Genomic DNA, 17,627 nt, shown 5'->3' on the forward strand with positions numbered 1-17,627 from the left:
AAGCGGCGTCAACTGCACGCCCGGCCATGCTTGCCGAGCACGCTGCGATCCCCCACAGCTTGCGCCCTCACTGCCCATGTTCCGTCACCGAAAAGCGCTGCACCACATGGCTGGCCATGCCTTTGGCCAGCTCTTCCTCGCCAAAGAACACCGTGCCAATGTTCTCCTTGCTCAGCAAAACCGATTCTTCTTCGCCGTGGGTGCGCAGGATGATTTCGATCTCGGGGTTGAGCGTTTTGGCCGTATCGATCATCTGGCGGATGATCAGCGGGTCGGGCGTGGCCACCACCAGCATGGCGGCTTCGGCGATATGCGCCTGAATCAGCACGGCAGGATCGGCGGCATCGCCCGACACGGCGGCCAGACCCTCTTTACGCAATTGCGCCACCAGCTCGCGGTTTTGCTCGGCAACGACAAAAGGAATACCCTGCGCCTGCATCGCTGCAGCAATGCGCGAGCCAACGCGCCCGTAGCCGACCAGCACCACCTGTTTGGCCAGATACTTGCGATCGGTTGTCATCGGCAATTCGGCAAACGGATCGGTTCGGGCGTCGCAGCGGCGGGCAAACGCCGAGCGAGCCAAAATGAGCTTGCGGATCGGCTCAACCATGGAAAATAGCAAGGGATTGAGCGCAATCGAGATCAGCGCACTGGCCAAAATCAGGCTCATGCCGGTACCGTCGGCAGCAGCCCCAATGACACACCCAGCCCACCCAGGATAAAGGAAAACTCGCCAATCTGCGCCAGACTGATCGACACAGTGAGCGCGGTATTGAGCGGGTAGCGGAACGCCAGCACCAGCGCCAGGGCGATCAGCGATTTGCCAAAAATAATAATCGCCACCACGCCCAGCACGCGCCACGGATGATCGACAAAAACACTCGGCTCGAACAACATGCCGACCGAAACAAAAAACAGCACCGAGAACGCATCGCGCAGCGGCAGCGATTCTTCGGCGGCGCGGTGGCTCAGCTTGGATTCGCGCATCACCATCCCGGCAAAAAACGCGCCCAGCGCGAACGACACATGAAACAGCTGCGCCGCGCCATAGGCGATGCCAATCGCGCAGGCGATCACCGACAAAGTAAACAGCTCGCGCGAGCCAGTGCTGGACACCTGCCACAGCAGCCAAGGCAAGACCCGCCGCCCGGCAATCAGCATCAGCGCAATAAAAGCGCCAATCTGCAGCAACACCATGGCTATGCTTTGCCAGATCGGCTGCGCCGCCGCAGCCGTGCTTTGCTCGGTGCCGCCCAGCACGCCCGCCAGCGGCGGCAGCAACACCAACACCATTACGGTGGCAAGGTCTTCCACAATCAGCCAGCCAACGGCAATGCGGCCATTGAGGCTATCGAGCACGCCACGGTGCTCCAGCGCCTTGAGCAGCACCACCGTACTGGCACAAGATAGCGATAAGCCAAACACCAGCCCGGTGCCCCAGCTCCAGCCCCACCACCAGCTCAGCGCCATACCCAGCAGCGTGGCAAAACTCATCTGCAACACCGCGCCAGGCACGGCAATGCGCTTGACCGCCATCAGATCGCCCAGTGAAAAATGCAGCCCCACGCCAAACATCAGCAGCATCACGCCCACTTCGGCCAGCTGCGACGCCAGATGCGTATCGGCGACAAAGCCGGGCGTGGCCGGACCAATCAAAATACCGGCCACCAGATAGCCCAGCAAAGCGGGCAATTTGATGCGCTCGGCAATAAACCCCAGCACCAGCGCGGCACCAAAGCCAACGGCCAGAATAGAAATCAGCGGCAGATTGTGTTCCATGCAGCAGGACTCATGGTTGAAGTTGAATATTGAGTGATCTTATAAGCCCGGCAAGCGAATTCGCCGGCTTTGCAGTGGGCGAACGCTTGGGCGGCGGCAATCATCGCCGCAGCGTCCGGCAATGCAGGGGTATAGCAAGCAAATTAAATACAGAAATGGGCTTTAGGGCAACACCTAGGCAGGTATATCGATCAATCAATGGGTGGATAATCCGCCGCTACTGCATTGTAGGGTGCACTGAGCGCAGCTAATTGCACCCTAGCGGGATTGCTATTCTTGCATTGCATAGCTTGCTGGCGCAGGCGGTGAATCGGCGGTTTCGGCCACTGGACGAACAAATCAGGTTTTATGCGGCTGCGCCGCGACTGTTTAGATGCGCGTTCCGCCGCGCGGGCAGGTAGTAGCTTTGCTTACAGTTCTACCATTGCATAGCCTGCTACGCAGGCGGTAAACCGGCGGTTTCGCCCGCCTAACGAGCAAGGGGAGGTCTTGCCCCTCCCCTTGCAACCCCAGCGCGCCCGATCGCCGCGAAACCCCGCTTGAAAAAGCCATGGCGAGGCGCCGCTACAACTCGCGTCGCGCTAACGTCGCGACGCTCAAACACGACGCGGCTTAAAACCTCGCCATGACTTTTTCAAGCGGCGCGTCTCCACGGGCAATCCGTTCTAATCGGCAGCAGTTGTAGGGTCGGCTTCAGCCGACCAAGCGCGAATAAAAAGGTCGGCTAAAGCCGACCCTACAGGTATATCTAGCAAAGCTAGATCATAATTGGCCTACAGAGCAACACCTAGGCATGTATATACCGCAATGGTTGGTCAGCACCAATTCCCCTGCAGCTGCGCCGAGCGAGGAACGGGCGGGGCGGGGTTTCGGTTGCGCCTGTTTTGTTAAGCGCAACCGCCGCCTCGATCCGTCCGCAGCGAGGGCATCCCGCGCAGCGGGACGCAGATGCCGGGGGCTGCTTTGGGGTGCAGGGGTATTTGCAGAAGCAAATACCCCTGCCCGTCCGCGCGGCGGAACGCGCATCGAAAACATCGCGCCAACGGCGCATAAAACAGGTCAACAAACGTAGGGCGGGTTAGCCGCAGGCGTAACCCGCCATTATGGCGATAGATCCAAATTGCAGTTCAGCGCGGGTCAAGACCCGCCCTACACGGCTGTTTTGTTAAGCGCAACCGCCGCCTCGATCCGTCCGCAGCGAGGGTATCCCGCGTAGCGGGACGCGGATGCCGGGGGCTGCTTTGGGGTGCAGGGGTATTTGCAGAAGCAAATACCCCTGCCCGTCCGCGCGGCGGAACGCGCATTGAAAACATCGCGCCAACGGCGCATAAAACCAAGAAATGTAGGGCGGGTTCGCCGCAGGCGTAACCCGCCAATATGGCGATTAATCCAAGTGCAGTTCAGCGCGGGTTGATAAAGCCAACCCGCCCTACACGGCTGTTTGTTGACGCTTCCAGTCTGGCACATCGATGCCGTATCAGGAGGAAGGAGTCCATCCCATTACCCTACGGCTCTGGCATAAATTAGTCAGAATAATCAGCCAACTCAAAATAATGAAACCGCGCCAGGAATACAGCCAAAATAATTGCGGGCAACGCATACATCATAGGAACAAATACCAGAAAATAACGAGACCAATTCGTTTCATTGATTGACATCAAAAACCATAAGAACGGGGCTGTTATTAACAAAAAACAAATACAACCCAAAAATAAACCGATCAACGCAAAAGTGCGTCCCATGGGTTTATTTATTAGCCAAAAACCAGTCATCACCAGCAACCATGCCCAAGCAAAAATGGGTAGTACAATAACAAATGATAAATAAATCCCTACACTAGAAAACACCCAACAAGCAATAGCCAAGCCAAGTCGCGACCAACAAAAATCACCCCATCGATATAATGAGCGATCTTGGAGATACAGGAAATAACAGAGGCAACCGTTGACGCCAATAAAGGCTAAATAAAAAAACACCCCCAAAGAATCAAAATTTAAAAAGATTGAAACGACTTTATCCATTTCACACCCTGCCTATTAAAAACCAAAAAAGCGACCTTCCGGTCGCTTTTTTAATTTAGATCAATTACATCTCTTCCAACACCGCAATCCCCAACAAACTCAACCCCGTCTTCATCGTCCGTGCCGTCAATGCCGCCAACGCCAAACGGCTATCGCGCACTGCGCCCTCGGCGGACAAGATCGGGCAGGCTTCGTAGAAGCGCGAGAATTGCTGCGCGAGATTAAACAAATACGCACACAGTTGATGCGGCTGGCAGGTGTCGGAGACGAAGGCGATCACTTCGTCAAATTGCGCCAATTGCAGTGCAAGTTGCTTCTCAGCTGGCTCGGCAATCACAATCGCTGCGCTCGAATCAAACTCACCCACTTTGCGGAAGACCGACGCCACGCGCGTATAGCTGTATTGCAGATACGGCGCGGTGTTGCCTTCGAAGGCCAGCATCGTGTCCCAGTTGAAGATGTAATCGCTGGTGCGATTTTTTGATAGATCGGCGTATTTCACCGCGCCGATGCCGACCGCTTGGGCGATACTGCGGCGGGTATCTTCCGCTAGATCAGGGTTTTTCTGGCTTACCAGCATATACGCCCGCTCTACGGCTTCGTCGAGCAACTCAACGAGTTTGACCGTGTCGCCCGAGCGGGTTTTGAACGGCTTGCCGTCTTCGCCCATCATCGTGCCAAACGCGACGTGCTCCAGTGCCATGTCGGCGGGCGCGAAACCCGCTTTGCGGCTCAGCGTAAACAATTGCTGAAAGTGCAGGCTTTGGCGCGCGTCAACCACATACACGACGCGTTTCAAGTCGAGGCTGCGATGACGGTAGCGGATTGCAGCCAGATCGGTGGTGGCGTACAAATAGCCGCCGTCTTTTTTCTGGATAATCATCGCTTGCGCTTCGCCTTCCGGATTTTTGAATTCCGGCAGGAAAACGACTTGCGCGCCCTGACTCTCTTCAAGCAAACCTGCGGCTTTTAGATCAGATACGACCACCGGCAAGTCGTCGTTGTAGGCTGATTCGCCGCGCACCGCAGCCAGATCAAGACCGACGCCCAGTTTGTCGTACACCGCCTGGCAATGATGCATAGACACTTCTACAAACTGCTTCCACAGCGCGAGCACTTCGGCGTCACCGCCTTGCAACTTCACCACGTACTGACGTGCGGTATCGGCAAACGCGGCGTCTTCGTCAAAACGCACTTTCGATTTGCGGTAGAAGTTTTCCAGATCGGCCAATTCCAGATCGGCGTCGCCCGATTTACGCGTTTCAACCAGATACGCCACCAGCATGCCGAACTGCGTACCCCAATCGCCAACGTGGTTGCAGCGCTGTACGTCGTGACCCGCGAAAGCCAGAACACGCGCAATTGCGTCACCAATAATTGTTGAGCGCAAATGGCCGACGTGCATTTCTTTGGCCAGATTCGGCGATGAATATTCGACCATCACTTTTTGCGATGCAGGCTTGATAATGCCCAGCGCATCGTCGCTACGTGCAGCGTCGAGGCGCTGCGCGAGGAAAGACGGCGCGAGGTGAATATTGATAAAGCCGGGGCCGGCGATTTCGACTTGGTCGGCGATGCCAGCCAAATCCAGTGCAGCAACGACTTTGGCCGCCAGCTCGCGCGGATTGGTTTTGGCGGCTTTGGCTGCGCCCATCACGCCATTGGCTTGAAAATCGCCAAACTCGGGTTTGCCAGAGGGCTGGATCACGGCAGGCGCGCCAGCGGCGCCCGCAGCTGCCAGTGCAGCTTCGACGCGTTGCGCCAGCAGTTGAGAAATGGTGAGGTTTGCGAGGGTTGGAGTTGCAGTCGTTTGGGTCATTGAAAGCGCCTAGAGCTGAATCGGTGCGGGCCAATGCGGGCAAGCGCATCAAGCCAAAAGCGCCATTGTACCCGCTTGCGCGCCAAGCTCAAAAAACTGAGCCGCGAGCCTGTAAAGTAAATATGCCAACATCAAGCGGCGGCCTTTTATCGCGCCAAATCAGGTGTGAACGAATACAATGAGCTTGGGTCGTACTGACGCGCGGCTGAATTAGCCCCCTTTTCAACCTTCACAAGGAGCGACGATGCATCATGACACCCCACTACTCACCACCCTGGTGCTGGGCTTGGGATTGGCCTATTTGTTCGGGATGCTGGCACAGCGCTGCCGCATGCCGCCGCTGATTGGTTATCTGTTTGCCGGGATTGTGATTGGCCCATTTACGCCGGGGCCGCTGGCCAATCAGGCCTTGGCCACCGAGCTGGCCGAAGTGGGCGTGATTTTGCTGATGTTTGGTGTGGGCCTGCATTTTTCGCTCAAAGACCTGATGAGCGTGAAGCGCATCGCGATTCCCGGTGCGGTGATACAGATTACGATCGCCACGCTGCTGGGCATGGCGCTGGCCTGGATGATGGGCTGGCCGTGGGGTAACGGGCTGGTATTTGGCTTATCGCTATCGGTGGCTAGTACGGTGGTATTGCTCAAGGCTTTGCAGAAATACGATCTGGAGCAAACCGACGAAGGCCGGATTGCGATTGGCTGGCTGATTGTCGAAGATCTGGCCATGGTGCTGATTCTGGTCTTGCTGCCTGCGCTGGCAGGCTTGCTCGGCGGGCATAATCCTTATGACACTGGCGAGCAGAATCTATTCAAACTCCTGGGCATTACGCTGGCCAAAGTGGGCGCTTTTGTTGTCTTTATGCTGATTATTGGCCGTCGCGTGATTCCGTGGATACTGGAAAAAACCGTCTGGACCGGCAGCCGTGAGCTATTTCGCCTGGGCGTCTTAGCGATTGCGCTGGGCGTGGCGTACGGCGCTTCGCATCTGTTTGGCGTCTCGTTTGCGCTGGGGGCGTTTTTCGCCGGGATGGTGCTGGCCGAATCAGAATTTAGCCACCGCGCCGCCGAGGAATCATTGCCGCTGCGTGATGCCTTTGCCGTACTGTTTTTTGTCTCGGTCGGCATGCTGTTTGACCCGCGCATTATTGTGCAGCAGCCGCTGGCGCTGCTTGGCACGGTGCTAGTGATTGTGATCGGCAAATCGCTGGCAGCGTGGGCAATTGTGCGCGCTTACGGCTATAGCCATCGCGTGGCCGGGACGATTTCAGCCAGCTTGGCGCAAATTGGCGAATTCTCGTTTATTCTGGCCACCGTGGGGATGTCGCTGGGGCTGCTCAATAGCGATGCGAACGCGCTGATTATTGCTGGCGCGCTGATCTCCATCCTGCTCAACCCGCCGCTATTCTCCATCCTGACTCGCCTAATACCTGCACCAGGTAATGCTATAGAGAGCAGCATAGAAAAGAGCTAGATGGATATACCCAGCAGCATAAAAAAACGCCGCAGATTCAATCTGCGGCGTTTTTATTGCTAGCTTCCGCGAAGCTTATTTCAGCAAAGCTTTGGCACGGGCAACGACGTTATCCACGGTGAAGCCGAAGTGAGCAAACAGCTGGCCTGCTGGCGCTGATTCGCCAAAGGTATCCATACCGATCACATCGCCTTCAAGGCCAACGTATTTGCGCCAGAAGTCGCTGGTCGCGGCTTCTACAGCCAGACGTGGTACGCCCGCTGGCAATACCGATGCCTTGTACGCTGCATCCTGTTTGTCGAACACATTGGTGCTTGGCATTGAAACCACGCGAACGGCGACGCCTTCTTCTTTAAGCGTGGCGGCGGCTTTCACGGCCAGATCCACTTCGGAACCTGTCGCCAGAATCACCAGCTGCGGATTAGCCGCGTCAACCAAGACATAGCCACCCTTGGCGATGTCGGCCAATTGCTGCTCGCTACGCGCCTGGAATTGCAGGTTTTGACGAGTAAAAACCAGTGACGATGGCGTGGTACGCTCGCCAATTGCCGCAGCCCAAGCCACCACTGATTCAACAGTGTCAGCCGGACGCCAAGTGTTCATATTCGGGATGCAACGCAGCGTTTGCAATTGCTCAACCGGCTGGTGTGTTGGGCCATCTTCACCCAGACCGATCGAGTCGTGCGTGTATACGAAGATATTGTTGGTCTTCATCAACGCCGACATACGCAGCGCATTGAGCGCGTATTCGCAGAACATCAGGAATGTGCCACCGAATGGGCGGAAACCGCCGTGCAGAACGATACCGTTCTGGATGGCGCTCATACCGAATTCGCGCACGCCGTAGCTGATGTGATTGCCACTTAGGGTTTTGGAACCGTCCTGGCCACCTTCGACTTTCAAGCTCGTTGAGCCTTTCCAGTTGGTCAGATTAGAGCCGGTCAAGTCAGCCGAACCGCCGAGCATTTCCGGCAATTGTGGGCACAGCGCCGACAAAGCATTCTGGCTGGCTTTACGGGTAGCGATGGTTTCGGCCTTGCCATTGGCGTCTGCAACAGCGGCTTTCACGATGTCGTTCCAGTTTGCTGGCAAGTCGCCTTTCATGCGGCGGCTAAATTCGGCGGCGTCGCTTGGATATTGCGCGGCGTATTTGGCAAACAGTGCATTCCATTCAGCTTCCGCCGCAGCGCCAGCCGCTTTTTTATCCCAGCCTGCGTACACATCAGCAGGGATTTCAAATGGTGCGTGTGGCCAGCCGATGGCTTCGCGAGTCAGTGCGATTTCAGCGTCGCCCAGTGGTGCGCCGTGGCAATCATGGCTGGCGGCTTTGTTAGGTGAGCCTTTACCAATGATGGTTTTGCAGCAGATCAGCGTTGGTTTGCCAGTTTCGGCTTTGGCCGCAGCAATCGCAGCGTTCAACGCATCAACGTCATGGCCGTCAACACCGGCAATCACGTGCCAGCCGTAAGATTCGAAACGTTTTGGTGTGTCGTCGGTAAACCAGCCTTCAACGTGGCCGTCGATCGAAATACCGTTATCGTCCCAGAACGCCACCAGTTTGCCCAAGCCCCAAGTGCCAGCCAGTGCGCACGCTTCGTGCGAGATGCCTTCCATCAGGCAACCGTCGCCCATGAAGACATAAGTGTAATGGTCAACGATGTCCAAGCCTGGCTTGTTAAATTGCGCCGCCAGCAGTTTTTCTGCCAGCGCAAAGCCCACGGCGTTGGTGATACCCTGGCCCAGCGGGCCAGTTGTCGTTTCTACGCCCGGCGTGTAATGAACCTCAGGGTGACCTGGGGTTTTGGAATGGAATTGACGGAAGTTTTTAATGTCGTCGATTGAAACGTCGTAACCTGTGAGGTGCAATAGCGCGTATTGCAGCATTGAGCCGTGGCCGTTGGACAATACAAAGCGGTCGCGGTTGGCCCAGGCCGGGTTTTGCGGGTTAAAGCGCATATTGTCGCCCCACAAAGCCAGACCAATTTCCGCCATGCCCATCGGTGCGCCCGGGTGGCCGGAATTGGCTTTTTGCACAGCGTCCATCGCCAGTGCGCGGATTGCATTTGCTAAATCAGTACGCGTTGCTGCCATCACTGTATTCCTTATTGTGTGAAAACGAATCCCTTGCTTTCTTGCCAGGCCAGCCTGCAAAACTCAAGGAGAAAATTGTTCTGCATTATCCCTGAGCCAAGAGCTAGTGGCATAGGGGATTAAAAAAAAACTACACGCCAGCATTGTAAAATACTGGCGTGTCGGTGATGTTGCTTAAAAACAAAGAATCATGGGTGCTGGTCAGGCTTATTCCAGCACATAGGTGCCCGGCGCTGTGCACAGTTTGGCATATTTGCGGCTGGAGAGTTTGGGTTTGACCTGCGCGCCCGAATACGGGCGCAGCCATTCCACCCAGTTGGGCCACCATGAGCCTGCCACCTGTGTTTTATCCTGCAACCACGCGTCGGCGTCCTGCCCTGCAACAGGCTCGCCCTGCCAGAAGCTGCGTTTACATTTGGGCCCCGGCGGATTGATGATGCCGATAATATGGCCGGAGGTGGAGAGCGTAAATTGCACCGGCCCAGAGACCCTATCTGCCAGCGTGAAGGTTTGCTTCCACGGCGCGATATGGTCCTCTTCGGCGCTGACCATAAAGATAGGCTGGGTAATTTGCGCCAGATCGATGGGTTGACCAGCCAGCACCAGCGCGTCGGGCTGTACGAGTTTATTCGACCAGTACAGATCGCGCAGATAGCTGCGGTGCATTTTTTTCGGCATCCGTGTGGTGTCCATATTCCAGTACAGCACGTCAAACGCCATCGGCGTTTCACCCATCAGATAGTTGCCCGCCCAGTAATTCCAGATCAGGCTGTTGGAGCGCAGCAAACGGAAACTCGCTGCCATTTCCTTGCCGTCCAGATAGCCTTTTTTCTCCATGACCGTATCAATAAAATCGAGCCCGTCTTCGTCGATAAACACTTCAATATCGCCGGGGCGTTCAAAGTCGGTCAGCGTGGTCAACAGTGTTGCCGACTCGACAGGGACGGTTTTGATCGCCCCCGCCGCCGCAGCGCGATTGGCCCACGCCAGATACGTCGTGATCAGCGTGCCGCCAATGCAGTACCCCAGCAGATTGACCTTGTCGCTGCCGCTGATTTCCAGCGCCACATCGATAATTTGCGCCACACCATCGGTCAGATAATCATCAAAGCTCACCTCGGCCATGCTGCTGTCGGGGTTTTTCCAGCTAGTGACAAACACAGAAAAACCCTGATCGACCAGATATTTGATGATGCTTTTCTGCGGGTTCAGATCGAGCACATAATATTTATTGATCCACGGTGACACCAGCACCAGCGGCACCTGATGCACGGTGGGGGTATTGGCCTCATAGTGAATCACTTCAAGGAGTTGACCGCGATACACCACGGCACCTTCAGTGGTGGCCAGGTTTTCGCCGACGGTAAACGCGTCCAGATCGGTCATCGCGATATCGCTATTGGCCATGTCGCGCATGAAATTATCCAGCCCCTTGACCAGACTGACACCCCGGCTTTCCAGCGCCGTAGCCAGTGCAGTGGGGTTGGTCAGCAGGAAATTGGTTGGCGCCATGGCGTTGAGCACCTGGCGCAACCAGAAGGCCGAAATACTGCGCTCCTGTTCGCACAAATCCGGGGTGGCGTAGAGATTGTTTTGCAGCCAGCGCGTATTGAGCAAATACCATTCTTTCAGGCTGTCCCAGAACGGCGAGTCGCACCAGATCGGATCGGCAAAGCGCGGATCATCGGGATGCGGCGGGATCACGTCGGTGTCGGGCTCGCCCCAGTAGCGGCGCAAGGTAAAACCTTGCAGGCGCAGCAGATCATTGGCGTAGCTGGTGTAGGCCTGATAGAGCTTGTCCGGGTGGCGCAGCCAGGCCTTTTGCGCTTTGAGCGTAGTTTCACCCAGACCAAAGGGATCAAAAGTCTGACGCAACTGGTGTTGCAGCAGCTCGAAGCGCTGCTGTTGATCGGCGTAAAACTGGGAAAAAATGGTTTCAGGCAAGACTGACATTGTGTGACTCCCCGCTGGCGATATCTCTTAATCTACGCTGCGGTGCAGCATAATTCAATGCACTTTTTCCCGTCCCGGATTTTGCTTTTTATTACGGCAAGTTGATCAGCGCAGCACGCTCACGCGCCAGAGCCAGCCGTTCAACCGTGCCAACATCCAGCCATGTGCCGGTATGCAAAGAAGCACTCACCCGGCCTTGCGCCATCGCCTCGCGCAATAGCGGCGCCAGCTTTGCGGCTTGCTGCGGCGGCGTATCGGCAAACAGCGCTGGGTGATAAAGACCAACGCCGCTAAAAGTGTATTTTTGCTCGCCATCGACCGCCGCTTTCCCGTCAAGCAGCGCAAAGTCGCCCGCCGAATGTTGCGGCGGATTGGGCACCAGAATTAGATGCGCCAGCATGCCCTGCTCTAGCGTCTGCAGCGGCGCTTGTGCAAAGTCGATATCGGTAAATACATCACCGTTCACGACCAGAAATGGCGTATTACCCAAGAGTGGCAATGCAGTGGCAATCCCGCCCGCGGTTTCCAGCGCACTCGTTTCCGCCGAATATTGAATTTGAGCGCCGTAGGCCGCACCGTCCTGCAGCGTGTCTTCAATCTGCTGCCCCAGCCACGCGTGATTGATCACAATCTGCTCAATCCCGGCGGCGACCAGACGCTTAAGATGCCAACCGATTAAGGGCGTTCCGGCAACATCGAGCAAAGGTTTGGGTGTTACATCAGTCAGCGGGCGCATGCGCTCGCCACGGCCAGCGGCCAGAATCATGGCTTTCATAGGGTGTGAGGAGTGAGGTGTTAGAGGTAAGGCGTGAAGAGCGGCGTGACATTCTCCTTCACGCCTCCCCTCTCCGTTCAGTCAATCAAAAACTGAATCCGGTTTCTACCGGCGTACCATGCAAATTAAGCAGCAAACGGCCTAGCGGCGTTAGTTCGCGGTAACGCAAACAGACCTGACGCACATATTCAAATACGCGTGGCTGATCGGCCAGATATTGTGCTTTACCGTCGCGGTAATTCAGGCGGGCAAACAGGCCAAGGATTTTGATATGGCGTTGCAAGCCAGCCCACTCGAAGGCGCGGTAAAAATCGGAAAAGTCTTCGTGCACCGGCAAACCGGCGTCACGCGCCATTTCCCAGTAGCGAATCGCCAGATCAAGCACAAAGGCCTCGTTCCAAGTGACATAAGCATCACGCAACAACGATACCAAGTCGTAAGCAATCGGGCCTTTCACTGCGTCCTGAAAATCGATCAGGCGCAGCTGATCGTCTTTCACCATCAAATTGCGCGAATGATAATCGCGATGCATAAAGACCGTCGGTTGTTGCAACACTTCCTGCGTAATCAGCGCACATGAGCGCTCCCAGACTGCCAGCTCTTTACCCGCCAGCTCGGTATTGAATTGCTGGCCGAAATACCATTCCCGACAGATATCGAGCTCGCGCTGGACAAAGGCGCCATCAAACAATGGCAGGCCTTCATCGAGGGTATGTGCCTGCAGCTGAACCAGATCATGGATTGCACGCAGATACCACCCCTTGGCATTCTCTTCGTCCAACACACTGGCCAGCGTGGCATCACCTAGGTCTTCCAGTGCCACCAAGCCCAATGCCAGCGCTTGCCCCAGCAGCGCAGGCACGGCAGCGCCAGCACCCGCTAATTGCGCCTGGCGCGCCAAAAACGGCTGCACGTCAAAGCTGGCCGGGTCAAAATCCATCACGATCAGGCTGCGATCGTCCCAGCTGGCGCGCCAGTATTGACGCACACTGGCGTCCGCAGCGGCAATCGCCAGCGAAACGGGGGCACTACCTTGCTCGGCTTGCAACCAGTTGGTAATTTGTTCTTGTCTGTTCATAGGAAGAATTACTCTCAAATCTGCTAATATCACGCAATTCTACCAGTTAGCTGAACAAGGCCACATGCGGGTGCATCATTCACCACCATTTCACCTCACAATTTTAAAGCTTTCGCTCGCGATCTTGCCCGGCTTTGCCGTGGCACAAACGCCGCAGAGCACGCCCGAACCGCCGATTTTTATCGAAGCGGATCAGGCCAATGTGCAGGAAGGCGATTACACCGAGGCCAAGGGCAATGTCATCATCAACCGCGATACGCTGGAGGTGAAGTCCGACTGGGTCAAATACCAGCAACAAACCGATATGGTGCACGCGGGTGATCAGGTCATCCTGAACAAGGATGGCGACACGCTCACCGGTACACGCCTTGATATTGCCGTCACCGCGCGCGAAGGCGAGCTGGAAAACGCCACCTATCTGATGGGGCAAGGCCTGGCGCGTGGCGAAGCGGTCAAAATCCTGTTTGAAGGCAAGGACAAATACCGCATCCAGAGTGGTTCGATCACCACCTGCACGCCCGAACAAAATGCCTGGCATCTGCATGCCAAGGAAATGCAGCTGGACTATACGCAAAACTATGGTCAAGCCTGGCATGGCTGGCTGGAGTTTCAATCTGTACCCGTTTTCTACTACCCGTGGATGGATTTTCCGCTCGATGGCGGGCGCAAAACGGGCTTTCTGATGCCCAATATCGGCTACAGCAGTAGCAATGGCCTGGAGTACAGCCAGCCCTTTTACTGGAATATTGCCCCCAACTATGACGCAACGATCACACCGAGCTACTTTGGCGAACGCGGCGTCATGCTCGGCGGTGAGTTCCGCTATCTGCAGCCCAGCTACACCGGCAGTATCAGAGCCGAAGGCATCGATGATCGCAAAAACAGTGATCGCCGCTACAGCGTTGCACTCTCACATAGCCATCTGCTGGCAGACCGGCTCCGGCTCGATCTGACTTACCAGAAAGTCTCTGACGATTATTATTTCAGCGATTTTAGTGACCGGCTGGCTGTTGCCTCGCAAGTCAATCTTGAGCAAGGCGCTTTGCTCTCGTATAGCGGCAGCAACTGGTCCAGCTATTTGCGCGTACAGCAATATCAGACGCTGCAAAGTAGCACCACGCCAGTCGATGAGCCCTACGCGCGCTTGCCGCAGTGGTATGGCAGCTATTCACCCAAGCTCGGTGGCGGGACCGAAACGCAGATTAATGCCGAATTCACTCGCTTCACCCACGACAAAAAAATTCAGGGTGATCGTACGTGGATCTATCCCAGCATGAGCCTGCCGCTGGCCAATGCCTACAGCTTTATCACGCCCAAGCTGGGTCTGCACGCAACGCACTACCGCAATGAAAGCGCATCAGGCCGTGATCTGGGTACTGAAAGCCGGGTGTTGCCGATTGCCAGCGTCAATACCGGGCTGTTCTTTGAGCGCGAAGGCGAGCTGTTTGGCAGCAAGATTTTGCAAACGCTGGAACCTCAGCTCTACTACCTGTACGTGCCGTTCAAAGATCAGTCCAAGCTACCCAATTACGATAGCGGCACAACCGATCTATCGTGGTCATCACTGTTTGCCGAGAATAAATACTCGGGCAATGACCGCATTAATGATGCGAATGAAATTACCCTAGCGCTTAATTCACGCATTTTTGCCGACGAAGACGGCGTAGAGCGCTTTTATGCCGGACTAGGGCAAAGGATTTATTTCAAATCCCCCAAGGTAGGAATTGATTCAAATCGCGAATCGAACTCGGAAAAATCGTCCGATCTGTTATTGACGCTGGGCGGTCAGCTACCCTACGACATCCGAGCCAACTACACATTGCAACAGGATATCCGGCACGATAAAACCGCGCGTGCCGACCTGAACTTCAACTGGTCACCGGGAGCCTACAAAACGCTGAATCTGCGCTACAGCGTTAATCGCACGGCCAATACCGAGCAGCTGGATGCCAGCGGGCAATGGCCACTGGGCGGCGGCTGGTATGGCGTAGCTCGCCACAATTACTCGCTCAAAGACAATCAGGCGCTAGAGACACTGGCCGGACTTGAATACAATGCAGGTTGCTGGGCCCTGCGTCTGGCTGCGCAGCGTTATGTCACCACCGACAGCAAGTACAAAACAAATTACTTTATTTTGCTCGACCTTGGCGGATTGGCCGGGATAGGGATGAACCCCATTTCCGTGTTGCGGCAATCCATTCCTGGCTACGCCAACACTTACTCTTCGCCCAAACTGCGTTAATAGGCATACCGTATGACATTTGCTCTGAATTCAGCTAAGAAACTCAGCTCCACTTTGCGCACTCTGCCTCTACTGGCTGTTTTGCTCGGCAGCACCGTGCAGGCTCAGGTGCTTACCGTTGATCGTGTCGTGGCGGTGGTCGATCGCAATGCCATCACCCAGATCGAGCTGGAGCGCAAACTCGGCACCATCAAGGCCAATCTGGAGCGCCAGCAAGTCAAGCTGCCACCGGAAGAGATTTTGCAGCAGCAGGTGCTCGATCGCATGATCCTGGATCAGCTGCAGCTGCAGTACGCCGAAAAAACTGGCCTGCGCGTCGATGATCGCCAACTGGAAGCCAGCATTACCCGCTTGAGCGAGCAAAATAAACTCTCCCCCGCCGAATTTCGCAAGCAGCTGGAGGCCAATGGCATCAGCTGGCGTGAATTTCGCGATAATATCCGACAGGAAATTCTGCTGGCTCGCCTGAAAGAGCGTGAAGTCGATAGCAAAGTAGTCGTGACCGAATCAGAAATTGACGATTACCTGCGTATTTCAGCCGGCAAAGCCAAAATGGAATACGAGTTGGCACAAATCCAGATCAATATCCCGGAAAACGCAACGCCAGAGCAAATTGCCGCCAAGCGCGCCCGCATTCAGGCCGCGCGGCAGGAAATCGAAGCGGGCAAATCATTTGCCACCGTTGCAGCCAGCTACTCGAATGACGCCAATGCCACCAAAGGCGGCGTGCTCGGCTGGCGCCCTGGCGCTGCCTTGCCACCGGCGTTTACCAGCCTGCTCGACAAACTGCAGCCGGGCGAATACACCGACATTGTCCGCACACCCGTTGCGTTTCACCTGTTCAAGCTGCTGAACAAACGGGCGCAGGAAGAGCGCGTGATCGTCAAGCAAACGCGGGCACGCCATATTCTGATCCGCAACAATGAAGTGATGTCCATGACCGAAGCGCGGCAAAAACTGCTCCAGATGCGTGATCGCATTCAGGGCGGACAAGATTTTGCTGTCATGGCCAAATCCTTCTCGGACGACGCCAGCGCCAGCAATGGCGGCAATCTGGGCTGGCTCAATCCGGGCGAAACCGTGCCAGCCTTTGAAGAGGCCATGGACGCACTGGCCATTAATGAAGTCAGCATGCCGGTGCAATCGCCATTCGGTATTCACCTGATTCAAGTGCTTGAGCGCCGCGATCAGGACGTCACGCAAGAGCAAGCCCGCTTTAAAATCCGCCAGGAATTGGCCCAGCGCAAAGCCGAAGAACAATATGACGACTGGCTGCGCCAATTGCGTGATCGCTCGCGCATTGTGATTCGCCTGAAGGACGAATAATGTCGGCATTGAGTCAAGCGCTGGCGATTACCACTGGGGAGCCTGCAGGTATTGGCCCAGACATCACGTTACAGATGGCGTTGGGCGGCATACCCCACCCGATAGTGATTCTGGGCGATCGCCAGCTTTTACTCCAGCGTGCCGCGTTACTCGGTCTGGACTGCGGTCAGATCGCAGCTTGGCCCGACTATGATGCCCAGCAGTCGCCCCCACCCGCGGTGGCGATTTTGCATTGCCCTCTTAACACCCCGACCATTGCCGGCCAGCTTGATCCGGCCAATGCACAGTACGTGCTGGATTTGCTTGATCGCGCAACGCAAGGCTGTGTGTCCGGTGAATTTGCCGCCATGGTCACTGCGCCGATCCACAAAGGCGTGATTAACGAAGGCATTCATGCTGACAACCAGGGGTATTTCTCTGGACACACCGAATATCTTGCCGAACAGACACATACCCCACAAGTGGTGATGATGCTGGCGGGCGAGTATGGCAGCGAGAAAAAATCAATTCGCGTGGCACTGGCCACCACGCATTTGCCGCTGAAAGATGTCGCGAGCGCGCTCAATACAGCGGATTTGACGCGCACTTTGCGTATTTTGCATACTGATTTGCGTAGCAAATTCGGCATTGCCGAGCCGCGTATTATCGTTGCAGGCCTGAATCCGCACGCGGGTGAATCCGGCCATATGGGACGCGAAGAAATCGACATCATCATTCCGGTGCTCGAGGCCTTGCGCGGCGAGGGAATGAAGCTAATCGGCCCGCTACCGGCAGACACGCTATTTAATCCGCCGATTCTGGCGCAGGGCGATGCGGTACTGGCGATGTATCACGATCAGGGTTTGCCGGTGCTCAAATTTGCCACCTTTGGCGCCGGAATCAATATCACACTGGGCCTGCCGATTATCCGCACCTCGGTCGATCACGGCACGGCGCTCGATCTGGCTGGCACCGGCAAAGCCGATATCGGCAGCCTGATTGCGGCCACCCAACTCGCCGCCGAATTATCAACCCATTCATAAAAGCATCCCGGACAGGCGCGCGCGGACCACATCGGCCTCACGCCCGCAGC

The 17,627-nt window shown here is 55.9% G+C and carries 12 protein-coding genes; 4 read left to right on the forward strand and 8 right to left on the reverse strand.

Annotation, left to right across the window (positions count from 1 at the left end; all coding sequences use genetic code 11):
- Window positions 1-67 precede the first annotated feature (67 nt).
- The 4 genes from ABHF33_RS03695 to argS all read right to left on the reverse strand — a co-directional run bounded on the left by ABHF33_RS03695 (window position 68) and on the right by argS (window position 5,619).
- The gene (locus ABHF33_RS03695; RefSeq protein WP_348945702.1) at window positions 68-670 is read right to left on the reverse strand and encodes an NAD-binding protein; all 603 of its coding nucleotides are present in this window, start codon (window positions 668-670) and stop codon (window positions 68-70) included.
- A complete protein-coding gene (locus ABHF33_RS03700) occupies window positions 667-1,779 on the reverse strand; it encodes a cation:proton antiporter domain-containing protein (RefSeq protein ID WP_348945703.1) in 1,113 nt (370 codons plus the stop codon). Before ABHF33_RS03700 ends, ABHF33_RS03695 begins: the two co-directional genes overlap by 4 nt.
- A 1,523-nt stretch (window positions 1,780-3,302) precedes the next feature.
- Window positions 3,303-3,800, reverse strand: coding sequence for a hypothetical protein (locus ABHF33_RS03705; protein ID WP_348945704.1), 498 nt, complete (start codon window positions 3,798-3,800; stop codon window positions 3,303-3,305).
- Window positions 3,801-3,864: 64 nt separating this feature from the next.
- Complete coding sequence (gene argS / locus ABHF33_RS03710) at window positions 3,865-5,619, reverse strand: arginine--tRNA ligase (RefSeq protein WP_348945705.1); 1,755 nt, start codon at window positions 5,617-5,619, stop codon at window positions 3,865-3,867.
- Between the two features lie 244 nt (window positions 5,620-5,863).
- On the opposite strand from argS, the gene ABHF33_RS03715 reads away from it, so the two are divergent.
- Window positions 5,864-7,090, forward strand: a complete 1,227-nt coding sequence (locus tag ABHF33_RS03715) for a cation:proton antiporter domain-containing protein (RefSeq protein ID WP_348945706.1) — start codon at window positions 5,864-5,866, stop codon at window positions 7,088-7,090.
- Window positions 7,091-7,165: 75 nt separating this feature from the next.
- Here ABHF33_RS03715 and tkt read toward each other — a convergent pair whose 3' ends face one another.
- The 4 genes from tkt to ABHF33_RS03735 all read right to left on the reverse strand — a co-directional run bounded on the left by tkt (window position 7,166) and on the right by ABHF33_RS03735 (window position 12,987).
- A complete protein-coding gene (tkt, locus tag ABHF33_RS03720) occupies window positions 7,166-9,181 on the reverse strand; it encodes a transketolase (protein ID WP_348945707.1) in 2,016 nt (671 codons plus the stop codon).
- 207 nt (window positions 9,182-9,388) lie between these two features.
- Complete coding sequence (locus tag ABHF33_RS03725) at window positions 9,389-11,134, reverse strand: PHA/PHB synthase family protein (protein ID WP_348945708.1); 1,746 nt, start codon at window positions 11,132-11,134, stop codon at window positions 9,389-9,391.
- Window positions 11,135-11,225: 91 nt separating this feature from the next.
- Window positions 11,226-11,909 (reverse strand): N-acetylmuramate alpha-1-phosphate uridylyltransferase MurU, encoded by a 684-nt coding sequence (murU, locus tag ABHF33_RS03730; RefSeq protein ID WP_348945709.1) that lies wholly within the window; start codon window positions 11,907-11,909, stop codon window positions 11,226-11,228.
- 85 nt (window positions 11,910-11,994) lie between these two features.
- On the reverse strand, window positions 11,995-12,987 hold the full coding sequence (locus ABHF33_RS03735) for an aminoglycoside phosphotransferase family protein (RefSeq protein WP_348945710.1): 993 nt from the start codon (window positions 12,985-12,987) through the stop codon (window positions 11,995-11,997).
- Between the two features lie 70 nt (window positions 12,988-13,057).
- On the opposite strand from ABHF33_RS03735, the gene ABHF33_RS03740 reads away from it, so the two are divergent.
- The 3 genes from ABHF33_RS03740 to pdxA are packed head-to-tail and all read left to right on the forward strand — an operon-like array spanning window position 13,058 to window position 17,577.
- On the forward strand, window positions 13,058-15,229 hold the full coding sequence (locus tag ABHF33_RS03740) for an LPS-assembly protein LptD (RefSeq protein ID WP_348945711.1): 2,172 nt from the start codon (window positions 13,058-13,060) through the stop codon (window positions 15,227-15,229).
- Between the two features lie 12 nt (window positions 15,230-15,241).
- Window positions 15,242-16,555 (forward strand): peptidylprolyl isomerase, encoded by a 1,314-nt coding sequence (locus ABHF33_RS03745; RefSeq protein WP_348945712.1) that lies wholly within the window; start codon window positions 15,242-15,244, stop codon window positions 16,553-16,555.
- Window positions 16,555-17,577 carry a 4-hydroxythreonine-4-phosphate dehydrogenase PdxA gene (pdxA, locus tag ABHF33_RS03750; protein WP_348945713.1) on the forward strand — a complete coding sequence of 341 codons (1,023 nt, stop codon included), beginning with the start codon at window positions 16,555-16,557 and terminating at the stop codon, window positions 17,575-17,577. The genes ABHF33_RS03745 and pdxA overlap by 1 nt, the downstream gene beginning before the upstream one ends.
- Window positions 17,578-17,627 lie beyond the last annotated feature (50 nt).

Source organism: Chitinibacter sp. FCG-7 (assembly GCF_040047665.1).
GTDB lineage: Bacteria > Pseudomonadota > Gammaproteobacteria > Burkholderiales > Chitinibacteraceae > Chitinibacter > Chitinibacter mangrovi.

Bases quoted from the DNA above. Each gene is read 5' to 3' on its own strand.
- ABHF33_RS03695 (WP_348945702.1), bottom strand. From the start codon at position 670: ATGAGCCTGATTTTGGCCAGTGCGCTGATCTCGATTGCGCTCAATCCC.
- ABHF33_RS03700 (WP_348945703.1), bottom strand. From the start codon at position 1,779: ATGGAACACAATCTGCCGCTGATTTCTATTCTGGCCGTTGGCTTTGGT.
- ABHF33_RS03705 (WP_348945704.1), bottom strand. From the start codon at position 3,800: ATGGATAAAGTCGTTTCAATCTTTTTAAATTTTGATTCTTTGGGGGTG.
- argS (WP_348945705.1), bottom strand. From the start codon at position 5,619: ATGACCCAAACGACTGCAACTCCAACCCTCGCAAACCTCACCATTTCT.
- ABHF33_RS03715 (WP_348945706.1), top strand. From the start codon at position 5,864: ATGCATCATGACACCCCACTACTCACCACCCTGGTGCTGGGCTTGGGA.
- tkt (WP_348945707.1), bottom strand. From the start codon at position 9,181: ATGGCAGCAACGCGTACTGATTTAGCAAATGCAATCCGCGCACTGGCG.
- ABHF33_RS03725 (WP_348945708.1), bottom strand. From the start codon at position 11,134: ATGTCAGTCTTGCCTGAAACCATTTTTTCCCAGTTTTACGCCGATCAA.
- murU (WP_348945709.1), bottom strand. From the start codon at position 11,909: ATGAAAGCCATGATTCTGGCCGCTGGCCGTGGCGAGCGCATGCGCCCG.
- ABHF33_RS03735 (WP_348945710.1), bottom strand. From the start codon at position 12,987: ATGAACAGACAAGAACAAATTACCAACTGGTTGCAAGCCGAGCAAGGT.
- ABHF33_RS03745 (WP_348945712.1), top strand. From the start codon at position 15,242: ATGACATTTGCTCTGAATTCAGCTAAGAAACTCAGCTCCACTTTGCGC.
- pdxA (WP_348945713.1), top strand. From the start codon at position 16,555: ATGTCGGCATTGAGTCAAGCGCTGGCGATTACCACTGGGGAGCCTGCA.